This window comes from Thioalkalivibrio sp. ALE11 (genome assembly GCF_000381205.1).
Classification (GTDB): Bacteria; Pseudomonadota; Gammaproteobacteria; order Ectothiorhodospirales; family Ectothiorhodospiraceae; genus Thioalkalivibrio.
Window position 1 is genome coordinate 59,480 of record NZ_KB906171.1, and the last position, 20,027, is coordinate 79,506.

Sequence of the window (20,027 nt, forward strand, 5' to 3'; positions counted from 1 at the left end):
CACCCGGACGGTGCACAAGCCCGCAGCAAGGGATTACTATTCACTTATGGTGACCAACGCCTTTCCCAACTCATGCTGAAGCCCGGGCTGAATCTGCAGCTCGGTCAGACGCTGACCATGACGCCGCAGCTGCAGCAGGCCATCCGGCTGCTGCAGCTGTCGACGCTGGAGCTCCAGGCCGAGATCCAGCAGGCGCTGGAAAGCAATCCCATGCTGGAACAGGCCGAGGATGACGAACTCGGTGCCGACGCGGGGGACACCGCGGACACTGCCAGCGACGCGAACACCGACGACGGCGAGAGCGGCAGCGACGCCGCCCGCACCGGCGAAACGGTGGATGCCGGCGGCTCGGAGGACGTCATCCCCGACGAGCTGGTGACCGACAGCCGCTGGGAAGACATCTACGACGCCAGCGCCAGCCCGCGCGGTCCGGACGACCGCGACCCGCTGGAGAACACCTCGGACGACGACGGCGGCGGGCTGCAGGATCACCTGCTGTGGCAGCTGCATCTGTCGCACCTGACCCCGCGCGACCAGCGCATCGGCGCCGCCCTGATCGACACCATCAACGGCGACGGCTACCTCGAGGGCGACGTCGAGACCCTGGCCGAGACCATCAGCCGGAGTGAAGAACCCCCCGTCGACACCGACGAGGTCGAGGCCGTACGCCACTGGTTGCAGCACTGCGACCCGCTGGGGGTCGGTTCGCTGGATCTGCGCGAGTGCCTGGAGGTCCAGCTGGGTGAGCTGGCGCCGGACGCGCCCTCGCGCGAGGCGGCGCGCGCGCTCCTCGAACACGGCATGGACGCCCTTGCCCGGCGTGACTACAAGGCCCTGCAGCGCCAGAGCGGCGTACGCGATGGCGACGAGCTGGCCGCGGCGCTGGACCTGATCCGCACGCTCAACCCGCGCCCCGGCGCCCAGATCAGCGAGACACCGCCGGAATACGTGGTCCCGGATGTCTACGTGCGTCATACCGACCGGGGCTGGCAGGTCGACCTGAATCCCGAGATCGCCCCGCGCATTCGCATCAACGACCTCTACGCCGGCATGGTCCGCCAGGTCTCCGATGCCCGCGACAGCGCCTTCATGCGCGATCAGCTGCAGGAGGCGCGATGGTTCATCAAGAGCCTGCACAGCCGCAACGACACCCTGCTGCGCGTGGCGCGAGCGATCGTCGAACGCCAGCAGGGGTTCCTGGAACACGGCGAGGTGGCGATGCAGCCGCTGATCCTGCGCGACATCGCCGAAGCCCTGGAGATGCACGAGTCCACGATCTCGCGGGTGACCACGCAGAAATACATGCACACCCCCCGCGGGGTGTTCGAATTCAAGTATTTCTTCTCCAGTCACGTGGGCACCAGCGACGGCGGGGAATGCTCCGCGACCGCGATTCGTGCCATGATCCGCGAACTCATCGAAGAGGAAACGCCGGGCAAACCGCTCAGCGATTCCCGCCTCGCCCAGATCCTGGCGGATCGGGGCATCAACGTGGCCCGGCGTACCGTGGCCAAATACCGGGAGGGCATGAACCTGCCATCCTCCAGCGAACGCCGCCAGATGGCCGCCATGCCGACCGGAAGCAAACCGAAAGGAGCCTGACCCATGCAGATCAATCTCACCGGACACCACGTCGACATCACCGACGCCCTGCGCGACTACGTCAACGAGAAATTCCAGAAGCTGGAACGCCACTTCGACAAGGTGATCGACGTGCACGTGGTGCTGAACCACGAGAAGACGCAGAAGCTGCACAACAAGGCGGAAGCGAATCTGCAGGTCAGCGGCAACCACATCCACGCCGAGGCCAGCCACGATGACATGTACGCCGCCATCGACGGCCTGATCGACAAGGTCGACCGCCAGCTGATCAAGCACAAGGAGAAGGTCAAGGATCATCATCGCGCCGAGGGCGCCCAGCGCAACCGCGAACAACCCGAGTAAGCCGATGAATCCGGCCGAGCTCATCACCCCGGAGCGCATCGGACTGGAAACCGACTGCTCCAGCAAGAAACGAGCGCTGGAAACCCTCGCCGATCTGCTGGTGGACGGGGCCGCGGACGGACTGGCGGCCAGTGCCGCGTTCGAAGCCATGTCGGCCCGCGAAAAACTGGGCTCCACCGGGCTCGGCCATGGCGTGGCGATCCCGCACGGCCGTCTCGCCGAGCTGGATACGCCCCGCATCGCGGTCCTGCGTCTGGATCAGGGCGTGGATTTCGAAGCCATGGACCACGAACCGGTGGACATCCTGATCGCCCTGCTGGTGCCGGAAGAGGCCACCAGCGAACACCTGGACCTGCTGGCCCAGCTCGCGCGCGGGCTGTCGCAGCCGGACACCCTCGCCGGCATCCGGCGCGCCGCGGACAGCGCGGGGGTCCAGCAGGCCCTCACCCGGGCCCTGGGAGATACCTGACCATGGCCGACCGGGCGGAAGCGGCAGCCGACGGCACCGCGAGCAACATCACCATCGCCGCGCTCACGCGGGCGATGGGGAGCCGTCTGGATCTGCGCTACGTCCACGGAGAGGAAGCCGCGGGCGACCGCGAACTCCTGGGATTCGGCGATGGCGACCTGCCGCTGGCCGGCCACCTGAACCTGATCCGCCCCAACCGCATCCAGGTCATCGGCGACTACGAGGCCCGCTACATCGCCGGCCTGTCCGACGAGCAGCGTGACCACCTGGTGCTGGAAATGGCCCGCACGGGCACCACCATGGTGATCTTCGCCGAGGACACCTGCCCGTTCCCGCGCATGCCGCACACAGGTGACGACCCGCTGCCGGTGATCCTGTGCACGCGCACCTCATCGCACGAAGTCATCGCGCTGCTGCGCTATTTCCTGCAGCAGCGCCTCGCCCATTTCGAGGTGCGCCACGGGGTGTTCATGGAGATCCTCGGGATCGGCGTGCTGATCTCGGGGGCTTCCAGCGTCGGCAAGAGCGAGGTCGCACTCGAGCTGATCTCGCGTGGCCACCGGCTGATCGCCGATGATGCCCCCGAGTTCGCGCGCATTGCCCCGGATATCGTGCGCGGACACTGCCCCGCCCTGCTCCAGGACCTGCTCGAGGTGCGCGGCCTGGGCGTGCTCAACATCCGCGCGATGTACGGCGACTCGGCGATCAAGGGCGGCAAGTATCTGCGCCTGATCATCGATCTGCGCGATCACAACGAGCCCTCGCCGGTGCCGGACGACCGCCTGAACGGGCGCCGCGGCGAGAGCGAGATCCTCGGCCTGCGCATCCCGCTGATCAGCCTGCCGGTGGCGCCGGGGCGCAACATCGCGGTCATGATCGAGGCCGCGGTCCGCAATCACCTGCTGCACATGCAGGGCTACATCGCCGGGGACGATCTGCGCGCCCGCCAGCGGCGCCAGATGGGCGAGGATCAGCAGGAGGAATCCATCTTCCACATCGGCGGGCCCAGCACCACGGTTCCCAACCCCGATCCCGAGGGCTGACCCACATGCGTCTGCTGCTGGTCAGTGGTCTGTCGGGTTCCGGCAAGACCGTCGCCCTGCATACCCTGGAGGACGCCGGCTACTTCTGTGTCGACAACCTGCCGCTGCCGATGCTGCCGGAACTGGTGGAGAAGGTCCGCAGCGGTCATTACGACACCGGCGGTGACCGCCATCTGGCCGTGGGCGTGGACGTCCGTTCGGGCCTCGACGCCCTCAGCGGATTCGGCCAGCTGCTGGGCGAGCTGCGTGGATCGGGCCTGGAGGTCGAGGTGCTGTTCCTCAATGCCTCCGACGAGGTCCTGCTGCGTCGCTACCACCTGACCCGCAGACGCCATCCGCTGGCACGCGACGGCATCCCGCTGGTGGAAGCGATCGGCATGGAACGGACCTGGCTGGGGCACGTGGCGGTGGAGGCCGACCTGACCGTGGACACCAGCCGGCTGTCGATGCACGACCTCGCGCGCACGCTCCGGGCCCGGGTCGGCAGCCGCGAGACCGCCGGCCTGTCGCTGCTGTTCCAGTCCTTCGGCTTCAAGCACGGCTCGCCGCTGGATTCCGATTTCGTGTTCGACGTGCGCTGTCTGCCCAACCCCTACTACGAGCGCGAACTGGCGCCACTGACCGGGCTGGATCCGGCGGTAGCGCATTTCCTCGACAGCCATGGCGAGGTCGGGGCGATGTTCGACTCCATCCACGGCTTTCTCGACACCTGGATCCCGCGGCTGGTGGCGGACCATCGCAGCTATGCCACGGTCTCCATCGGCTGTACCGGCGGGCGCCACCGCTCGGTCTACCTTGTGGAACGGCTGGCAGCTGCGTGGCGCGAACGGGAACATGTTACTGTTAGCACCCGTCATCGCGAGCTCGATTCTCTCTCCCCTGAAACGGAGTAGTTCCATGGGCGTCGGTCTGATCCTGATCACGCATCAAAACCTGGGCGATACACTCCTGCAGACCGCGCAGAGCATGCTGGGAGACCTGCCCGAGGACTGCGAGTCCATGGCGATGTCGCAAAGCGACGATCCGGACGATATCCAGGCGCAGGCCCGCGCCCGCATGGAGACCCTCGACAGCGGTGCCGGTGTGCTGGTCCTGACCGACATGTTCGGCTCCACGCCGGCCAACGTGGCCAGCCGCGTGGCGCGCGGACACAACGCGCGCGTGATCGCGGGCGTCAACCTGCCGATGCTCGTCCGCGTACTCAACTACCGCCATCTGCCCCTGAGCGAACTGGTCAACAAGGCGCTGTCCGGGGGCCATGACGGAATCCTTCTCTGCGACCAGGAATCCAGCGATGCCGCAGCGCGCAGTTCCCATCGTTAACCGGCTGGGCATGCATGCCCGGGCCGCCGCGAAGTTCGTCAGCCTCGCCAGTCAGTACACCGCCGATGTCACCGTCGCCCGCAACGATCAGGAAGTGAACGGCAAGAGCATCATGGGGGTGATGATGCTGGCCGCCGCCCAGGGCTCGGAGATCACCATCCGGACCGACGGCGCGGAGGATGCCGAGGCGGCGCTGGATGCCCTGACCGAACTGGTCGCGGACCGCTTCGGCGAGGAATCCTGAGGCTCACCCCCCCAGAAGACCGCCGGCCAGGGCGAACCACAGCGGCAGGGTAATCAGCGAAAGGGCCGTGGTCAGGGTCACCGCGGCCGCGTACAGCCCCGTATCCAGCCCGAAGCGGTCACAGAACACCAGCCCCAGCACCATCGCCGGCATGGCCGCCTCCAGCACCGTTCCGGTCGCGGGGATCCCCTCCATCCCCAGCAGCCACACCAGCCCCAGCGCCACCGCCGGTGCCAGCAGCAGCTGGATCACCACGACGACCGCCAGCGGTCGCGCGTCGTGTCCGTGAAAGCGGTGGAACACCAGTGCCAGGCCCAGCGCGAACAGCATCAGCGGCGACACCGAATCCGCCAGCAGTCCCAGCCACTCCTCCAGCCAGACCGTCTGCGGCACCCCGCCCAGGTTCAGGGTGACACCGGCGAGGGCGGCCCAGATCGACGGCACCGACAACAGGCCGCGCAACGGATGCACCGCCGGCATGCGACCATCGCCGTAGCGACGCGCGAGAACCACGCCCAGGGTCAGCACCAGCGGCAGGCAGGCGAACAGGTCGTACTGGATGGCCACCGCGCGCCCCGCCTCGCCGAACAGACTGTCGAGGATCGGCAGGCCCAGATAGGTCGCGTTGGGCCAGGCAGCGGCCAGCAGCATCGCGCCCACCGCGGCGCGGTCGGCAGTGCATGCTCGGCACGCACCGGCAGTAACGGCCAGGGTGATCAGGACCGTCGCCCCGGCGACCAGGGCGATGCGGACCGAGTCCAGACCCAGCGGTGCGGTCCACAGGACCTGCAGCACCAGCGCGGGCAGCAGCAGGTAATAGACGAGCGTGGTGAGGACCCGGCGGGCGGTTTCGGCATCCAGACCGCCGGGCTGCAGGATCCGCCAGCCGACCCCGGCAACGATCAGGGCCCCCATCTGGGTCATCACGCTGAACACGGGGGGGAGGGACCTCGTCGGCTTGTCAGGGTCGGTTCGAGTGGCGGACGGAGCGGCCCGGGAACGGGCCGCGGGAGGTTATTGCGGCAGGTGCCGGGCTCAGGCGTTGCCGCCGGCCTGCTGCTCCTGTTCCTGCTGCTGCTTTTCGATGTCGGCGCGCACGGCCTCCATGTCCAGCTCGCGCACCTTGCCCAGCACCTCGTCCAGCTGCGCCGCGGACAGCACGCCGGGCTGCGAGAACACGATGACCTGCTCGCGGAAGATCATCAGGGTCGGGATGGACCGGATCTGGAAGGCCCCGGCGATGCCCTGCTCCTCGTCGGTGTTGACCTTGGCGAAGACGACGTCGTCGTGCTTGTTCGAGGCTTCCTCGAAGGTCGGCGCGAACTGCTGGCACGGGCCGCACCACGGCGCCCAGAAATCCAGGATGACGATGTCATTCCCGGTGATGGTGGATTCGAAGTTGTCCTGCGTGAGTTCCTGAACGGCCATGATCGGCTCCGGCTTGAAATTACGGCCCTTTACCTTAACAGGCCGCCCGGATGCTGTCAGGGAGACGACTGCGCGAGCATGGCCGCCCGCAGACGTTCGAGACGATCGATCGGATCATCGGATTCCAGCAGCGACTGTTTGATCCCGAGATCCACCGGCAGCAGCTCGGCAAGCCGCCCGGCCACCCAGGCCGAATCATCCAGGTGCCGTTCGAGGTGCGACCAGGGCGTGCCCAGCTGATCCAGCAGACGCTCCAGCAGATCGGCCAGCGATGCATAGTCCACCGGCAGGCTGACCGCCGGCCATTCGTCCAGCGGCTCCACCTCGCCCAGCCACAGTCCGTCATCTCCGCGCCGCGGGTTGTGGATCTGCTGGCGCTGCGCCCCCTTGGCGAGGATCCCCAGCAGACCGTCGGAGCGCTGGTCCCAGTCGATGATGCGCGCTTCGGTGCCCACCGCATGGAATCCGACCGTCGGATCCGATTCGTCCGGCGGCTCTTCGCCCTCGGCGGGTGGCTCGATCGCCACCACCACGAAGCCGCTGTCGTCGCGCAGGCACCCGCGCACCATGTCGAGATAGCGCGTCTCGAAGATCCGCAACGGCAGCAGACCACCCGGGAACAGTACGGTGTTCAGCGGAAACAGCGGAAGCGTCTTCATTCGGGGCCGTCCTCTCCACCCTGGCGGTGCCCGGTCCCCCAGCGGGGACCCAGTGCGTGTTCGATCTGCAGGTGATCCAGGACCCGCGCCACCATGAAATCGATCAGGTCCTGCAGACCTTCGGGGCGATGGTAGAACGCCGGATTGGCCGGCATCACCACGGCGCCCATGCGGGTCAGACGCAGCATGTTCTCCAGATGGATCTCGGAGAACGGGGTTTCGCGCACCACCAGGATCAGGCGGCGGCGCTCCTTCAGGACCACGTCGGCGGCGCGCTCGATCAACCCGCGCGAGGCCCCGGTCGCCACCGCCGAGACCGTGGCCGTGGTACAGGGGCACACGACCATCGACTCGGGGGCCGCCGAGCCGCTGGCCACCGGGGCGGTCCACTGATCCGGACCGTAACACTGAATCTGACCCGGCGCGGCAGCGTAGCGTTCACTGAAGAACCGGGCGATCTCCGCCGGCCGCCCGGGCACGCCGAGGTCGGTCTCCATCCCGAGCACCACCTGTCCCGGCTTCGACACCATCAGATGCACTTCGACCCCGGCCTGCACCAGACACTCCAGCAGGCGCAGGCCATAGGGAGCCCCCGACGCGCCGGTCAGGGCCAGGGCGATGCGCCGACTCATGACCGCTCCTCCCGCAGGCGGTCGATCAGGCGCTGATGCAGCCCGCCAAAACCGCCGTTGCTCATGATCACCAGGGTGTCGCCGGGTCGCACGCCGTCCAGCAGCCCCTGCAGCAGCTCATCCACCGACGCCGCCACCGTCAGGCGTTCTTCCAGACGGGTGCGCAGCGGACCGATGGCCCAGTCCAGGTCGGGTGGCCGGTACAGGTGCACGCCGTCGGCGCGATCCAGGGCATCGCCCAGCGCACCCGCGTGCACCCCCATGCGCATGGTGTTGGACCGGGGCTCCAGCGCCACCAGCAGGCGCCCGCCCTCGTCCAGTCCGCCGCGCAGACCCTCGAGGGTCATGCGGATGGCGGTGGGGTGATGGGCGAAGTCATCCAGGACCCGGACCCCGGCGATCTCCGCGCGCAGTTCCTGGCGTCGACGGACCCCGCGAAACTCCGGCAGCGCTGCGAGGCCGGTGGCCAGCGGCACGCCGGCGTGGCGGGCCGCGGCAAGCGCCGCCAGGGCATTGGCCTGGTTGTGCCGACCGCACATCGACCATTCAACGCGACCACGCGGCTGTTCGTTTTCCAGGACCTCGAAGCAGCGCCCGTCGGCAGACAGCGAGCGAGCGCTCAGCGCGACCGCCGAGTCTGCGGGGCCGTCCTCGCCGGTCGCGAGCCGCTCCACCGGTGTCCAGCAGCCGGACTCCAGCACGCGTTCCAGCGCGGCGTCCCCGGCGGGCATCATGATCTTGCCCTGGCCCGGCACGGTGCGCACCAGATGATGAAACTGACGCTCGATCGCCTGCAGATCCGGGTAGATGTCGGCGTGATCGTACTCCAGGTTGTTCAGCACCAGGGTCCGTGGCCGGTAATGGACGAACTTGGCACGCTTGTCGAAGAACGCACTGTCGTATTCGTCCGCCTCGATCACGAAGAACGGCGACTCCCCGAGGCGCGCGCTCACGCCGAAGTTGCCGGGGACCCCGCCGATCAGGAACCCCGGCGCCATGCCGGCGTATTCCAGGATCCAGGCCAGCAGCGAGCTGGTGGTGGTCTTGCCGTGGGTCCCCGCGACCGCCAGCACCCAGCGGTCGTGCAGCACGTGCTCCGCCAGCCACTGGGGACCGGAGGTGTACGCCTGCCCGCGGTCCAGCATCGCTTCCACCGCGGGCGTGCCACGGGTCATCACGTTGCCCACCACCACCGGGACGTCCTCGGGCAGGGCTTCGGCCTCGTAACCCGCGTGGTAAGGGATGCCCGCGGCCGCCAGCTGCTCGCTCATGGGGGGATAAAGCGTCTGCGCGTCGGCCCCGCTCACGCGATAGCCGCGGGCGCGCGCCAGCTGCGCCAGCCCGCCCATGAACGTCCCGCCGATCCCGAGGATGTGCAGATCGGCGGAGCGGTTCATGCCGTCACCGCCCCGGCCACGCCCTGGGTGATCACCGACGAGATCAGCACGAACCCCAGCGCGATCACGACCCCCGCCATGCGGTTCGACAGTTCGAGGGCCTGGTGCAGGATGTGGCCATATACGAACAGCAACCAGCCCAGCAGGAGCAACATGCCCAGCACTGCCAGCGGCGGAGCCTCCCCGGCCTCCGGATCAATCGGAGCGACCAGCGTCAGCAACGCCATCAGCAGGCCGAGGATCGCGCCGGTGCCCACCATCGCGGTATAGGTCTGGACCTGGCGCCCGACAAAGCCCTGAAACCGCAGCGCCAGGGCCACGAAGCCGAACAGCACCGCCACGTCCACCAGATTCATGACCAGGGCCGGGGTCGCGCCATACATCGGCACCCCGATGGCCAGCCCCACGGCCACCGCGACCCCGGTCCAGAACACCGCGAGCGCAGGGTCCGCCGGCAGGTCCTGCGGGCCACGCCGGGCGCGCAGGATGTCCAGCATCACCAGCAGGCCGTTCACTCCTCGGCCTCCATGGCTTCCAGCGCCTCCAGTTCCTCGAGTTCGTCCAGCATTTCTTCGGCCCGCTCGTCGGCTCGCCGGCCCCCGGTAAGGAAATCGCGCCGCTGCAGATACGCCCGGCGCATGGCGATGTAGGGGTCATCGGAAAGCTGTTCGATCATGGCCTCGGTGTCGATCAGCCCCGCGCGCATGTCGACCACGTCCACCACCACCAGGCCGACCCACAGCGGCGTGCGATCGCGCCGGATGCTGCGGACGTTGCGCGGATCGGTCTGACTGTCGACCAGGCGGGCGGGCGCATCCCGCGCGGTGCTGGGCCCCAGCAGCGGCAGCTGCAGATAGGGCCCGGACGGCACGCCCCAGGCACCGAGGGTCTGGCCGAAATCCTCGTCGTTCTTGTCCAGTCCCATCGGCGAGGCGACGTCGATCAGGCCGGCCAGACCGAACGTGGTGTTGAACATCAGCCGGCTGGTATCCGAGGCCGCGGCGTGCAGATTGCCCTGCAACAGGTTGTTGAACAGGACCGTCACGTCGTTGAGGTTGGAGAAGAAATTACCGACGCCCGTCTGCACCGGGTCGGGCAGGCGGCGGTACTGCACGGCCGTGGGCCTGAGGATCGCCTGGTCCACCTCCTGATTGAAGGCGAACATCGCGCGGTTGTACGACTCCCAGGGGTCATCCGGATGGCGGTCCTCGGACGGTACGCTGGCGCAGCCGGCCAGACCAAGCAGCAGACCGAGCGCCAGCCCGGGCACGACCAGCCACCGCAGCATGCCCCGCGCCGACCCTCGCGGACGCCCCGGGAAGCCCATGACCTCAGGTCCCGCTGCGGTTGCGGCTGGCCGCGATCCGCAGGCGCAGCGCGTTGAGCCGGATAAAGCCTTCGGCGTCCTTCTGGTCGTACGCGCCGGCGTCGTCCTCGAAGGTCGCGATGGACTCGTCGAACAGGCTGTCCGGCGACTGGCGACCGGCCACCATCACGTTGCCCTTGTACAGGCGCAGGCGCACCTCGCCGTTGACCACGCCCTGGGACTCGTCGATCGCGGCCTGCAGCATGCGCCGTTCGGGGCTCCACCAGTAGCCGTTGTAGATGATGCTGGCGTAGCGCGGCATCAGCTCGTCCTTCAGGTGGGCGGCCTCGCGATCCAGGGTGATCGACTCCAGCGCCCGGCGCGCGCGCAGCAGGATGGTGCCGCCCGGGGTCTCGTAGCAGCCGCGCGACTTCATGCCGACATAGCGGTTTTCCACGATGTCCAGCCGGCCGATGCCATGGGCCCCGCCGCGCTCGTTGAGCTTCGACAACAGCGCCGCCGGCGACAGCTGCTCGCCGTTGATGGAGACCGGGTCGCCATTCTCGAAACCGATGGTGAGGACCTCGGGCTCGTTCGGCGCCGCCTCGGGCGACACCGACCAGCGCCACATGTCTTCCTCGGAGTCGGTCCACGGATCCTCCAGCGGACCGCCCTCGTAGGAAATGTGCAGCAGGTTGGCGTCCATCGAGTACGGAGACTTCTTGCCCGCCTGGGCATAGTCCACCGGAATGCCGTGCTGTTCGGCGTACGCCATCAGGCGCTCGCGCGAATTGAGATCCCATTCGCGCCACGGAGCGATCACCTCGATCCCCGGCTTGAGCGCGTAGGCACCCAGTTCGAAGCGCACCTGATCGTTGCCCTTGCCGGTCGCGCCATGCGCGATCGCGTCGGCGCCGGTCTCCTCGGCGATCTCCACCAGCCGGCGCGCGATCAGCGGTCGGGCGATGGAGGTCCCCAGCAGGTATTCGCCCTCGTAGACCGTGTTGGCTCGGAACATCGGGAAGACATAGTCGCGCACGAAGGTCTCGCGCAGGTCCTCGATGTAGATCTGCTTCACCCCCAGGGCCTCGGCCTTGGCGCGGGCCGGTTCGACCTCCTCGCCCTGGCCCAGGTCGGCAGTGAACGTGATGACCTCGCAGCCGTACTGCTCCTCCAGCCACTTGAGGATGACCGAGGTATCCAGACCGCCGGAATAGGCGAGGACGACGCGCTTGATGTTCGAACTCATGGGCATGCAATCCTTGGGAAAGACACTGAATCAATGTTTACGCCGGCCAGTCGGCCGGGCGCATCGAGCCATGGCGGCGGGTCCGGCTACCAGGCCGTACCGTCCCCGGGTTCCACCGGCTGCGGAGCGGCCGGGGCACCCCCGGCGGGGTCGGCGTCACCGGCAGCCTCCGGTGCCGGATCCTCACCCGGAGCCCCGGAGCGGCTGCTGTCGCGCTCGCCCACCCACCAGATCTCGGCGCGACGGGCATCGCGTGACTCGTCCTCGACCCCGGGAGCGACGCCCCCGGCCTCGATTTCGATCTCGGCTTCGCCCAGGCCGGCCTCGCCAAGCGCGTCACGCACGGTTTCGGCCCGCTGCTGGCTGATTCGCCGGTTCACTCTGTCCGGGCCTTCGGCATCGGTCAAGCCGATCACCCGCAATCGTGGCCCTTCGACCCCGTCCAGCGCGGCCACCACCCGGTCCAGCGTCGCCCGGGCCTCACCGTCCAGAGCCGTGCGCCCGGAATCAAAATAGACCACCCAGCGCTCGCGTGCCGTTCCGTCACCGGCCTCCGGGGCTCCTTCGGCCATACGCTGCTCCGCCTGACAGATGCGGAATCCCTCGACCCGGCGGCCGAAACGGATGCCACGGAAATGCACGATGTCCTCGCCGTCGGGGAACCCGATGCGCACATCATGGCCGGCGAGCAAACGGGCCTTGAGGGCCTGCACGCGATCGTCCGGCACACGGAAGCGGTCGTCCGGGCCCGCCCGCAGCATCAGCGACAATGGCGCCGGGCCGTCGCCGGGCAGCCATTCCGGTGCCCCGGTTTCCAGCGGCGCCTGCGAGCGCCCGGACATGGGATAGGGCGGATCCCAGAACGCGCGGACCGCCAGACCGGGACGGGTCTCGAACTGCAGCGAACCGCCGTGGCGCACCCGCTGTTCCAGGCGGCACAGGTCGTCGATCTCGACGCGGGTCCAGTCCGAGCGCTCGAGCGTCTCCTGATACAGCGTGCCGCCCGGCGCCGGAGCGGCCAGCAGGACCAGCGCGGCGCCGGTCAGCCAGGCCGCCAGCCGCCCGGCGACCCGCGGCAACCCCGGACGTGACTCGCGGCGCACCCGCCTCTAACCCTTCTTCGGCGGCAGGATATCGGTGATCGAGCCGTGCGCGGCCTCGGCGGCAAAGGCCACCGTCTCGCTGAGCGTCGGATGCGGATGCACGGTCAGGCCGATATCTTCCATCTCCGCGCCCATCTCCAGCGCCAGCATCGCCTCGCCGATCAGGTCGCCGGCGGACGGGCCGACCAGGCCGGCGCCGATCACCCGGCCCTCGGCGTCGAACAGCAGCTTGGTCATGCCGTCCTCGGCGCCCAGCGCGATCGCCCGGCCGGAGGCGGCCCAGGGGAATACGCCCTTCGTGTATTCGATGCCGTCGGCCTGCGCCTGCTCCTCGGTCACCCCCATCCACGCGACCTCCGGGTGGGTATAGGCCACCGACGGGATCGCGCGGGCGTCGAAGTGCACCTTGTGCCCGGCGATCACCTCCGCGGCGACCTTGCCTTCGTGGGTCGCCTTGTGCGCCAGCATCGGCTGGCCGACCACGTCGCCGATGGCGAAGATGTGCTCGACATTGGTGCGCTGCTGGCTGTCGACCTCGATGAAGCCGCGCTCGCTGACCTGCACCCCGGCGGCCTCGGCGTTGATCTTCGCACCGTTCGGGCTGCGCCCCACGGCGACCAGCACGCGGTCGAAGGTGCCCTCTTCCGGCAGACCCTTGGCCTCGCCCTCGAAACGGCAGACGATGCCCTGCTCGGTGGCCTCGGCCCCGGTCACCTTGCTCTTGAGGAAGATGTTCTCGAAGCGCTTCTTCGCGCGCTTCTCGAACGGGCGCACGATGTCGCGGTCCGCCCCCGGCATCAGGGTATCGGACAGTTCCACCACCGTGACCTTCGTGCCCAGCGACTCGTACACGCAGGCCATCTCCAGGCCAATGATGCCGCCGCCGACCACCAGCATGCGCTCGGGGATGTCGGCCAGATCCAGCGCGTCGGTGGAGTCCATCACCCGGTCATCGTCCCAGGGAAAGCCGGGCAGTTTCACCGCCTGCGACCCGACGGAGATGATCGCGTGCTCGAAGCCGATCACCTCGCGGCCATTGTCGCCCTCGACCGCGATGCTGTGGGCCCCGGTGAATTCGCCGACGCCCTGCACCACGCGCACCTTGCGCTGCTTGGCCAGCTGCTTGAGGCCGCCGGTCAGCTTCTTGACCGTCTTGTCCTTGTAGCCGCGCAGGCCGTCGAGGTCGATCTCCGGCTCGCCGAACTTGATGCCCAGCGCGGCGAAGCGCTCGGCCTCGTGCAGCACCTCGCCGGCGTGCAGCAGTGCCTTGGACGGGATGCAGCCGACGTTCAGGCAGACCCCGCCGATCTGCGGGTAGCGCTCGACCATCACGACATCCAGCCCCAGATCCGCGGCGCGGAAGGCGGCGGTGTAGCCGCCGGGGCCGGAGCCCAGCACCAGCACCTGGCACTGGCTGTCGGTGTTCGGGTCGGCCGCGGCCTGCGGCGCCGGGGTGGAGGACGCCCCGGCCGCGCCGGCAGGTTCCGCGGACGCCGCCTCGGTATCCTCCGCCGGGGCGGGCGAAGCCTCGCTGTCCGCGGCCTCCGCGCCGGCCTCCAGTTCCAGGATCGGATCCCCCTGAGACACCCGCTGGCCGGTCTTTACGTGCACGGATTTGACCGTACCCGCCTGCGGTGCCGGGACATCGATGGTCGCCTTGTCCGATTCGAGCGTGATCAGCGGGTCTTCCGGGGCGATCGTGCTGCCCGGCTGGACCAGGACCTCGATGATCTCGACATCCTTGAAATCGCCGATGTCGGGGACTTCGACGGTGGTGGTCTGACTCATGACAAAGCTCCGGTGATTACAGCAGCATGCGCCGCATGTCGGACAGCAGCGCGCTCAGCGTGGTGGTGAAGCGGGCACCCAGGGCCCCGTCGATCACCCGGTGGTCGTAGGACAGCGCCATCGGCAGCACCAGACGCGGCTCGAACTCCTCGCCGTTCCAGACCGGCTGCATCGAAGCCTTCGACACCCCGAGGATGGCGACCTCCGGGGCATTGACGATGGGCGTGAACTGGGTACCGCCAATGCCGCCGAGGCTGGAGATGGTCAGGCAGCCGCCCTGCATGTCGGCGGGCTTGAGTTTCTTCTCGCGCGCCCGCTTCGACAGGTCCATCAGTTCGGAGGCGATGTCCACCAGACTCTTGCGGTCCACGTCGCGTACCACCGGAACCACCAGACCATCCGGCGTATCCACGGCCACGCCCAGGTGGTAGTACTGCTTGATCACCAGGTTCTCGCCGGTCGCGTCCAGCGAGGCATTGAAGCGCGGGTATTCCTTGAGCGCGGAGACCACCGCCTTCATCAGGAACGGCAGGAAGGTGATCTTGATCCCCTGCTTCTCGTATTCGGCCTTCAGCGACTTGCGGAAGTCCTCCAGCTCGGTGATGTCGGCCTCGTCGAACTGCGTCACGTGCGGAACGGTGACCCAGTTGCGATGCAGGTTCTGGCCGGTGAGCCGGTTGATCTTTGACAGCGGCTGGGTCTCGATCGGACCGAACTCGGAGAAATCGATCTCCGGCATGGGTTCGACCCCCAGTCCGGAACCGGCGGGCTGGCTGAGCGCGCGCTTGACGAAAGCCTGCACGTCCTCGCGCAGGATGCGCCCCTTGCGACCGCTCCCCTCGACCTTGGACAGGTCGACGCCCAGCTCGCGCGCGAACTTGCGCACCGCGGGCGAGGCGTGGGCGCGACGGAACGCGGACTCGTTCTCGATATGGGCGGTGGGCGATGGCCGCGGGCCACCCTGGCCGCCCTGCCCGCCGGTACTACCCGAGTCGCCGGCCGATGCCCTGGCCGGCGCGGACCCCGTATCCGGCGCGCTGGCCGAGGCCGCGGGTGCCGTTTCTTCGCCTCCGGCGGAGGCGGCCGGCTCGGCGGTGGCCTCCGCCGGAGCTTCCCCGGCACCACTGGCGGCAGCCTCGTCCGCGGGGGCCAGTTCGAGGATCGCATCCCCCTGCGAGACGCGGTCCCCGGCCTTGACCTTCATGCCCTGCACGGTACCGCCCTGCGGTGCCGGGATCTCGATGGAGGCCTTGTCCGACTCCAGGGTGATCAGCGGGTCCTCGGGCGCCACGGTGTCACCCGGCTTGACCAGTACCTCGATGATCTCGACGTCCTTGAAGTCACCGATGTCGGGGACTTCAACCGTAATCGTGTCGCTCATGTCTGCTCCTGCCTCGGGACGCCGGCCTCAGGCCTGCAGGGGGTTGGGACGATCGGTGTCGATCTCGTATTTGTCGATCGCCTCGCGGACGGTCTTCGCCTCGACGGTCCCGGCATCGGCCAGGGCCTTCAGTGCGGTCACCGCGATGTGGTAGCGGTCGACTTCGAAGTGGCGCCGCAGCGCGGAGCGCAGGTCCGAACGGCCGAAACCGTCGGTGCCCAGCACGCGATAGTCGGCGGGCACATAGGCGCGGATCTGATCGGCGAAGTTCGACACGTAGTCGGTGGCCGCGACCACCGGCGCCTCGGAACCGCCCAGGCACTGCTCGACCCAGCTGCGACGCGGCTTCGCGTCCGGATGCAGCCGGGCATGGCGCTCGCAGTCGCGACCGTCACGCGCCAGCTCGGTGAAACTGGTCGCGCTCCAGACCTCGGCCGACACACCGAAGTCCTGCTCCAGCAGCGCCGCGGCCTCGATCGCCTCGCGCAGGATGGTGCCGGAACCCAGCAGGCGGACCTTCTTTTTCTTGCGTCCTCCGGCCTGGAAACGATACAGGCCGCGGCGGATGCCCTCTTCGGCGCCCTCCGGCATCGCCGGCTGATGGTAGTTCTCGTTCATCGCCGTGATGTAGTAGAAGACGCTCTCCTGCTCGCGGAACATGCGCCGCATGCCGTCCTGCACGATCACTGCCAGCTCGTAGGCGAACGTCGGGTCGTAGGCAATGCAGTTGGGCACGTTGGCCGCCATCATGTGGCTGTGGCCGTCGTTGTGCTGCAGCCCCTCGCCGGCCAGGGTGGTGCGGCCGGCGGTGCCGCCGATCAGGAAACCGCGCGCCCGCTGGTCGCCGGCGGCCCAGATCAGGTCGCCGATGCGCTGGAACCCGAACATCGAATAGAAGATGTAGAACGGGATGGTCGCCACGCCGTGGGTGGAGTAGGACGTCGCGGCGGCGATCCAGGAGGAGATCGAGCCGGCCTCGTTGATCCCTTCCTCCAGGATCTGGCCGCCCTTGTCCTCCTTGTAATACATCACCTGGTCCTTGTCCTGCGGCTCATAGAGCTGACCGACCGAGGAATAGATGCCCAGCTGGCGGAACAGGCCTTCCATGCCGAAGGTACGCGCCTCATCCGGGACGATCGGGACCACGTGCCGGCCGATCTTCTTGTCGCGCGCGAGGATCTGCAGCATGCGCACGAAGGCCATGGTGGTGGACATCTCGCGGTCGCCGGAATCCTCCAGCAGCCCGGAGAAGGCGTCCAGCTCCGGGACCTCCAGCGGCGTAGTCATGTGCCGCCGCTGCGGCAGGTAACCCCCGAGCGCCTTGCGCCGCTCGTGCATGTACTGCATCTCGTCGGAGTCGGGATCCGGCTTGAGATACTCGGCCCGTTCCACCTGCTCGTCGGACAGCGGGATGTTGAAGCGGTCACGGAAGTGCTTCATGTCCTCCGTGTCCATCTTCTTCTGGCTGTGGGTGCGGTTCTGGGCCTCGCCCGCCGACCCCATGCCGTAGCCCTTGACGGTGTGCGCCAGGATCACGGTCGGCTGCCCGGTATGCTCCATGGCCGCCTTGTAGGCCGCGTAGACCTTGACCGGGTCGTGACCGCCGCGATTCAGGCGCCAGATCTCCTCGTCGGACATGTTGGCGACCATCGCCTTCAGCTCGGGATACTTGCCGAAGAAGTGCTCGCGCACGTAGGCCCCGTCGTTGGCCTTGTAGTTCTGGTAGTCGCCGTCGACCGCCTCCATCATGCGCTTCTGCAGCAGGCCGTCGGTGTCCTTGGCCAGCAGCGGCTCCCAGTAGCGCCCCCACAGGACCTTGATGACGTTCCAGCCGGCGCCACGGAAGATCGCTTCCAGCTCCTGCACGATCTTGCCGTTGCCGCGCACCGGCCCGTCGAGGCGCTGCAGGTTGCAGTTCACCACCCAGGTCAGGTTGTCCAGCTTCTCGCGCGAGGCCAGGGTGATCGCCCCCATGGTCTCGGGCTCGTCGACCTCGCCGTCGCCGACGAAGCTCCACACATGACGATTCTCGGTCTGCGCCAGCCCGCGATCCTGCAGGTAGCGCATGAAGCGCGCCTGATAGATGCTCATGATCGGGCCCAGCCCCATGGACACCGTCGGGAACTGCCAGAAGTCCGGCATCAGCCAGGGGTGCGGGTAGGAGGACAGCCCCTTGCCGTCCACCTCGCGGCGGAAGTGATCCAGCTGCTCCTCGGTCAGGCGCCCTTCGAGGAAGGCACGGGCGTAGATCCCCGGCGAGGAATGCCCCTGAGCGAACACCAGATCACCGCCGTGCTCGTGCGACGGGGCGCGCCAGAAATGGTTGAAGCCGACGTCGTAGAGCGTGGCCCCGGAGGCGAAGGACGCGATGTGACCACCCAGTTCCGGCGACACCCGGTTGGCCTTGACCACCATCGCCATCGCGTTCCAGCGGATGTAGGAACGGATACGATGTTCCAGCGCGCCGTCGCCGGGGTACACCGGCTCGAGGTGCGGCGGGATGGTATTCACGTAGGCGGTGTTGGCCGAGTACGGGAGATAGGCTCCGCTGCGCCGGGCCTTGTCCACCAGGGCCTCCAGCAGGGCGTGCGCCCGTTCGGGCCCGTCGGCCTCCATCACGGAGGCAAGGGCGTCGATCCACTCCTGGGTTTCCTGCGGATCGATGTCATTCGGGATGGCGTTCAGGTCCATGCGTCTACCCCTGAAAACGGGTTGGGAAACGGTTCGCGGGCGCGGGGCCGTGCCACCGGGCGCGGGGCGGTTCTGCTACCATGCCGCGGCCCGGGCGGACAGAAAGGCGCAAGTATCCCGACTGTGTTGCCAACAGGTCAAGCGAAAGCGTTCTATGGCGCCGATCTCCCGCAAAACGGGAAGGATATGCAAAGATCGTCCCGGAATCGATCCGAACCAAGGTAACCGCATGGCCGCACCCGCCCAGCTCGACCCCTCGCACCGCCCCATGGCCCACCGCTTCCGCGGCTTCCTGCCCGTGGTCGTCGATGTGGAAACCGGGGGTTTCGACTGCGAACGCCACGCACTGCTGCAGGTGGCCGCGGTCTTCCTGCGCCGCAACGAGCAGGATCGCCTGGAGCGCGCCCATACCGTCAGCCTGCACGTGCGTCCGTTCGAAGGCTCGGAGATGGATCCGAAGTCGCTGGAGGTCAACGGGATCGACCCCTACCATCCGCTGCGCGCGGCGTGGCCGGAGGATCAGGCCATGGGCCGGCTGTTCAGTGAGGTCCGTCGCGAGGTCAAGCTGAATCTTTGCAAGCGCGCGATCCTGGTGGGACACAACGCCCATTTCGACCTCGGGTTCGTGCACAAGGCGGCGGACCGCTGCGGGATCAAGCGCAACCCCTTCCACCCGTTCAGCAGCCTGGACACCGTGTCGCTGGCCGCACTGGCCTACGGCCAGACCGTTCTTGCGCGCGCGGCGCGCGCCGCCGGGCTGGAGTGGGACAACGATTCCGCGCACAGCGCGGCCTTCGATGCCGAAAAGACCGCCGACCTGTTCTGCGCGGTCGCCAACCACTGGCAGGACCACATCGGCGTGCCGCAGGCCGCGCTGCAGCTGCCCGACCCCGAGGAACTGCCGCCCGGCAGCTGAGCACAAAAAAGGCCCGCCACCGCAATCGCGATGACGGGCCGGGCACGCCGCGGGCCAGGCGCCTCAGCCGGCGTTGCGCTGGGCGTGCTTGTCGTGGGCCTCGTCGACCATCTTCTTCAGCTCGCCGCTTTCGAACATCTCCAGGGTGATGTCGCAGCCGCCGATGAGCTCGCCGTCGATATAGACCTGCGGGAAGGTCGGCCAGTCGGCGAAGCGCGGCAGATTCTGCATGACCTCCTGGTCGGCGATCACGTTCACGTAGCCGAACTCGCGCTCGCAGCGCTTGAGCGCCTCCACCGCGCGGCTGGAGAAGCCGCACATCGGGAACTGCGGGCTCCCCTTCATGAAGATCACGACCGGGTTTTCTTCCACCTGCTGGCGGATACGGTCCATTACATCCATTGCTGTACTCCTGATACGGGCCTGATGGGTGATTGCGATAAGGAAACGTGCC

Annotated in this window: 21 protein-coding genes; 8 read left to right on the forward strand and 13 right to left on the reverse strand. The window is 68.0% G+C overall.

The annotated features are described in order from the left end of the window. Positions 1 to 72 precede the first annotated feature (72 nt). The 7 genes from F620_RS0109955 to F620_RS0109985 are packed head-to-tail and all read left to right on the forward strand — an operon-like array spanning position 73 to position 5,023. Positions 73 to 1,602 carry an RNA polymerase factor sigma-54 gene (locus F620_RS0109955; RefSeq protein ID WP_019570439.1) on the forward strand — a complete coding sequence of 510 codons (1,530 nt, stop codon included), beginning with the start codon at positions 73 to 75 and terminating at the stop codon, positions 1,600 to 1,602. A 3-nt stretch (positions 1,603 to 1,605) separates the two neighbouring features. Further along, complete coding sequence (hpf, locus tag F620_RS0109960) at positions 1,606 to 1,944, forward strand: ribosome hibernation-promoting factor, HPF/YfiA family (protein ID WP_018869833.1); 339 nt, start codon at positions 1,606 to 1,608, stop codon at positions 1,942 to 1,944. 4 nt (positions 1,945 to 1,948) lie between these two features. Next, positions 1,949 to 2,413, forward strand: a complete 465-nt coding sequence (locus F620_RS0109965) for a PTS sugar transporter subunit IIA (RefSeq protein WP_019570440.1) — start codon at positions 1,949 to 1,951, stop codon at positions 2,411 to 2,413. A 2-nt stretch (positions 2,414 to 2,415) separates the two neighbouring features. Continuing rightward, positions 2,416 to 3,456: an HPr(Ser) kinase/phosphatase gene (hprK, locus tag F620_RS0109970; protein WP_019570441.1), complete on the forward strand. Its 1,041-nt coding sequence runs from the start codon at positions 2,416 to 2,418 to the stop codon at positions 3,454 to 3,456. Positions 3,457 to 3,461: 5 nt separating this feature from the next. Beyond that, complete coding sequence (gene rapZ / locus F620_RS0109975) at positions 3,462 to 4,349, forward strand: RNase adapter RapZ (protein WP_019021463.1); 888 nt, start codon at positions 3,462 to 3,464, stop codon at positions 4,347 to 4,349. 4 nt (positions 4,350 to 4,353) lie between these two features. Further along, positions 4,354 to 4,779 (forward strand): PTS sugar transporter subunit IIA, encoded by a 426-nt coding sequence (locus F620_RS0109980; RefSeq protein ID WP_018869829.1) that lies wholly within the window; start codon positions 4,354 to 4,356, stop codon positions 4,777 to 4,779. Continuing rightward, positions 4,751 to 5,023, forward strand: coding sequence for an HPr family phosphocarrier protein (locus F620_RS0109985; RefSeq protein ID WP_019021464.1), 273 nt, complete (start codon positions 4,751 to 4,753; stop codon positions 5,021 to 5,023). The genes F620_RS0109980 and F620_RS0109985 overlap by 29 nt, the downstream gene beginning before the upstream one ends. Positions 5,024 to 5,026: 3 nt before the next feature. Here the strand turns inward: F620_RS0109985 and F620_RS0109990 are convergent, their stop codons facing one another. The 12 genes from F620_RS0109990 to aceE all read right to left on the reverse strand — a co-directional run bounded on the left by F620_RS0109990 (position 5,027) and on the right by aceE (position 18,657). Then, a complete protein-coding gene (locus tag F620_RS0109990) occupies positions 5,027 to 5,959 on the reverse strand; it encodes an AEC family transporter (RefSeq protein ID WP_019570442.1) in 933 nt (310 codons plus the stop codon). A 99-nt stretch (positions 5,960 to 6,058) separates the two neighbouring features. Beyond that, positions 6,059 to 6,451 (reverse strand): thioredoxin, encoded by a 393-nt coding sequence (trxA, locus tag F620_RS0109995; RefSeq protein WP_018869826.1) that lies wholly within the window; start codon positions 6,449 to 6,451, stop codon positions 6,059 to 6,061. Positions 6,452 to 6,507: 56 nt separating this feature from the next. Beyond that, complete coding sequence (locus F620_RS0110000; protein WP_019021466.1) at positions 6,508 to 7,110, reverse strand: LON peptidase substrate-binding domain-containing protein; 603 nt, start codon at positions 7,108 to 7,110, stop codon at positions 6,508 to 6,510. Then, the gene (locus F620_RS0110005) at positions 7,107 to 7,742 is read right to left on the reverse strand and encodes a flavin prenyltransferase UbiX (protein ID WP_019570443.1); all 636 of its coding nucleotides are present in this window, start codon (positions 7,740 to 7,742) and stop codon (positions 7,107 to 7,109) included. The genes F620_RS0110000 and F620_RS0110005 overlap by 4 nt, the downstream gene beginning before the upstream one ends. Continuing rightward, entirely contained in the window at positions 7,739 to 9,139 is a 1,401-nt protein-coding gene (gene mpl, locus F620_RS0110010; protein ID WP_019570444.1) for a UDP-N-acetylmuramate:L-alanyl-gamma-D-glutamyl-meso-diaminopimelate ligase, read from the reverse strand. Before mpl ends, F620_RS0110005 begins: the two co-directional genes overlap by 4 nt. Further along, positions 9,136 to 9,654, reverse strand: coding sequence for a hypothetical protein (locus tag F620_RS0110015; protein WP_019570445.1), 519 nt, complete (start codon positions 9,652 to 9,654; stop codon positions 9,136 to 9,138). Before F620_RS0110015 ends, mpl begins: the two co-directional genes overlap by 4 nt. Next, a complete protein-coding gene (locus tag F620_RS0110020) occupies positions 9,651 to 10,427 on the reverse strand; it encodes a VacJ family lipoprotein (RefSeq protein WP_019570446.1) in 777 nt (258 codons plus the stop codon). The genes F620_RS0110015 and F620_RS0110020 overlap by 4 nt, the downstream gene beginning before the upstream one ends. A gap of 43 nt (positions 10,428 to 10,470) precedes the next feature. Continuing rightward, positions 10,471 to 11,694 (reverse strand): argininosuccinate synthase, encoded by a 1,224-nt coding sequence (locus F620_RS0110025; RefSeq protein ID WP_019570447.1) that lies wholly within the window; start codon positions 11,692 to 11,694, stop codon positions 10,471 to 10,473. 86 nt (positions 11,695 to 11,780) lie between these two features. Next, positions 11,781 to 12,773, reverse strand: coding sequence for an OmpA family protein (locus F620_RS0110030; RefSeq protein ID WP_019570448.1), 993 nt, complete (start codon positions 12,771 to 12,773; stop codon positions 11,781 to 11,783). A gap of 30 nt (positions 12,774 to 12,803) precedes the next feature. Continuing rightward, a complete protein-coding gene (lpdA, locus tag F620_RS0110035; protein WP_019570449.1) occupies positions 12,804 to 14,585 on the reverse strand; it encodes a dihydrolipoyl dehydrogenase in 1,782 nt (593 codons plus the stop codon). Positions 14,586 to 14,601: 16 nt separating this feature from the next. Beyond that, positions 14,602 to 15,966 (reverse strand): dihydrolipoyllysine-residue acetyltransferase, encoded by a 1,365-nt coding sequence (gene aceF / locus F620_RS0110040; protein WP_019570450.1) that lies wholly within the window; start codon positions 15,964 to 15,966, stop codon positions 14,602 to 14,604. A 27-nt stretch (positions 15,967 to 15,993) separates the two neighbouring features. Further along, positions 15,994 to 18,657, reverse strand: coding sequence for a pyruvate dehydrogenase (acetyl-transferring), homodimeric type (gene aceE, locus F620_RS0110045; protein ID WP_019570451.1), 2,664 nt, complete (start codon positions 18,655 to 18,657; stop codon positions 15,994 to 15,996). Positions 18,658 to 18,886: 229 nt separating this feature from the next. Here aceE and rnt point away from each other — a divergent pair, with 229 nt between their 5' ends. Next, positions 18,887 to 19,573 (forward strand): ribonuclease T, encoded by a 687-nt coding sequence (rnt, locus tag F620_RS0110050; RefSeq protein ID WP_018869815.1) that lies wholly within the window; start codon positions 18,887 to 18,889, stop codon positions 19,571 to 19,573. A gap of 63 nt (positions 19,574 to 19,636) precedes the next feature. On the opposite strand, the gene grxD is transcribed toward rnt, so the two are convergent. After that, the gene (gene grxD, locus F620_RS0110055; RefSeq protein ID WP_018935295.1) at positions 19,637 to 19,975 is read right to left on the reverse strand and encodes a Grx4 family monothiol glutaredoxin; all 339 of its coding nucleotides are present in this window, start codon (positions 19,973 to 19,975) and stop codon (positions 19,637 to 19,639) included. Positions 19,976 to 20,027: the final 52 nt, after the last annotated feature.

Coding starts and splice junctions, on each gene's coding strand:
- F620_RS0109955 (WP_019570439.1), top strand. CDS start 73: ATGCTGAAGCCCGGGCTGAATCTGCAGCTCGGTCAGACGCTGACCATG.
- hpf (WP_018869833.1), top strand. CDS start 1,606: ATGCAGATCAATCTCACCGGACACCACGTCGACATCACCGACGCCCTG.
- F620_RS0109965 (WP_019570440.1), top strand. CDS start 1,949: ATGAATCCGGCCGAGCTCATCACCCCGGAGCGCATCGGACTGGAAACC.
- hprK (WP_019570441.1), top strand. CDS start 2,416: ATGGCCGACCGGGCGGAAGCGGCAGCCGACGGCACCGCGAGCAACATC.
- rapZ (WP_019021463.1), top strand. CDS start 3,462: ATGCGTCTGCTGCTGGTCAGTGGTCTGTCGGGTTCCGGCAAGACCGTC.
- F620_RS0109980 (WP_018869829.1), top strand. CDS start 4,354: ATGGGCGTCGGTCTGATCCTGATCACGCATCAAAACCTGGGCGATACA.
- F620_RS0109985 (WP_019021464.1), top strand. CDS start 4,751: ATGCCGCAGCGCGCAGTTCCCATCGTTAACCGGCTGGGCATGCATGCC.
- trxA (WP_018869826.1), bottom strand. CDS start 6,451: ATGGCCGTTCAGGAACTCACGCAGGACAACTTCGAATCCACCATCACC.
- F620_RS0110000 (WP_019021466.1), bottom strand. CDS start 7,110: ATGAAGACGCTTCCGCTGTTTCCGCTGAACACCGTACTGTTCCCGGGT.
- F620_RS0110005 (WP_019570443.1), bottom strand. CDS start 7,742: ATGAGTCGGCGCATCGCCCTGGCCCTGACCGGCGCGTCGGGGGCTCCC.
- mpl (WP_019570444.1), bottom strand. CDS start 9,139: ATGAACCGCTCCGCCGATCTGCACATCCTCGGGATCGGCGGGACGTTC.
- F620_RS0110020 (WP_019570446.1), bottom strand. CDS start 10,427: ATGCTGCGGTGGCTGGTCGTGCCCGGGCTGGCGCTCGGTCTGCTGCTT.
- F620_RS0110025 (WP_019570447.1), bottom strand. CDS start 11,694: ATGAGTTCGAACATCAAGCGCGTCGTCCTCGCCTATTCCGGCGGTCTG.
- lpdA (WP_019570449.1), bottom strand. CDS start 14,585: ATGAGTCAGACCACCACCGTCGAAGTCCCCGACATCGGCGATTTCAAG.
- aceF (WP_019570450.1), bottom strand. CDS start 15,966: ATGAGCGACACGATTACGGTTGAAGTCCCCGACATCGGTGACTTCAAG.
- aceE (WP_019570451.1), bottom strand. CDS start 18,657: ATGGACCTGAACGCCATCCCGAATGACATCGATCCGCAGGAAACCCAG.
- rnt (WP_018869815.1), top strand. CDS start 18,887: ATGGCCGCACCCGCCCAGCTCGACCCCTCGCACCGCCCCATGGCCCAC.
- grxD (WP_018935295.1), bottom strand. CDS start 19,975: ATGGATGTAATGGACCGTATCCGCCAGCAGGTGGAAGAAAACCCGGTC.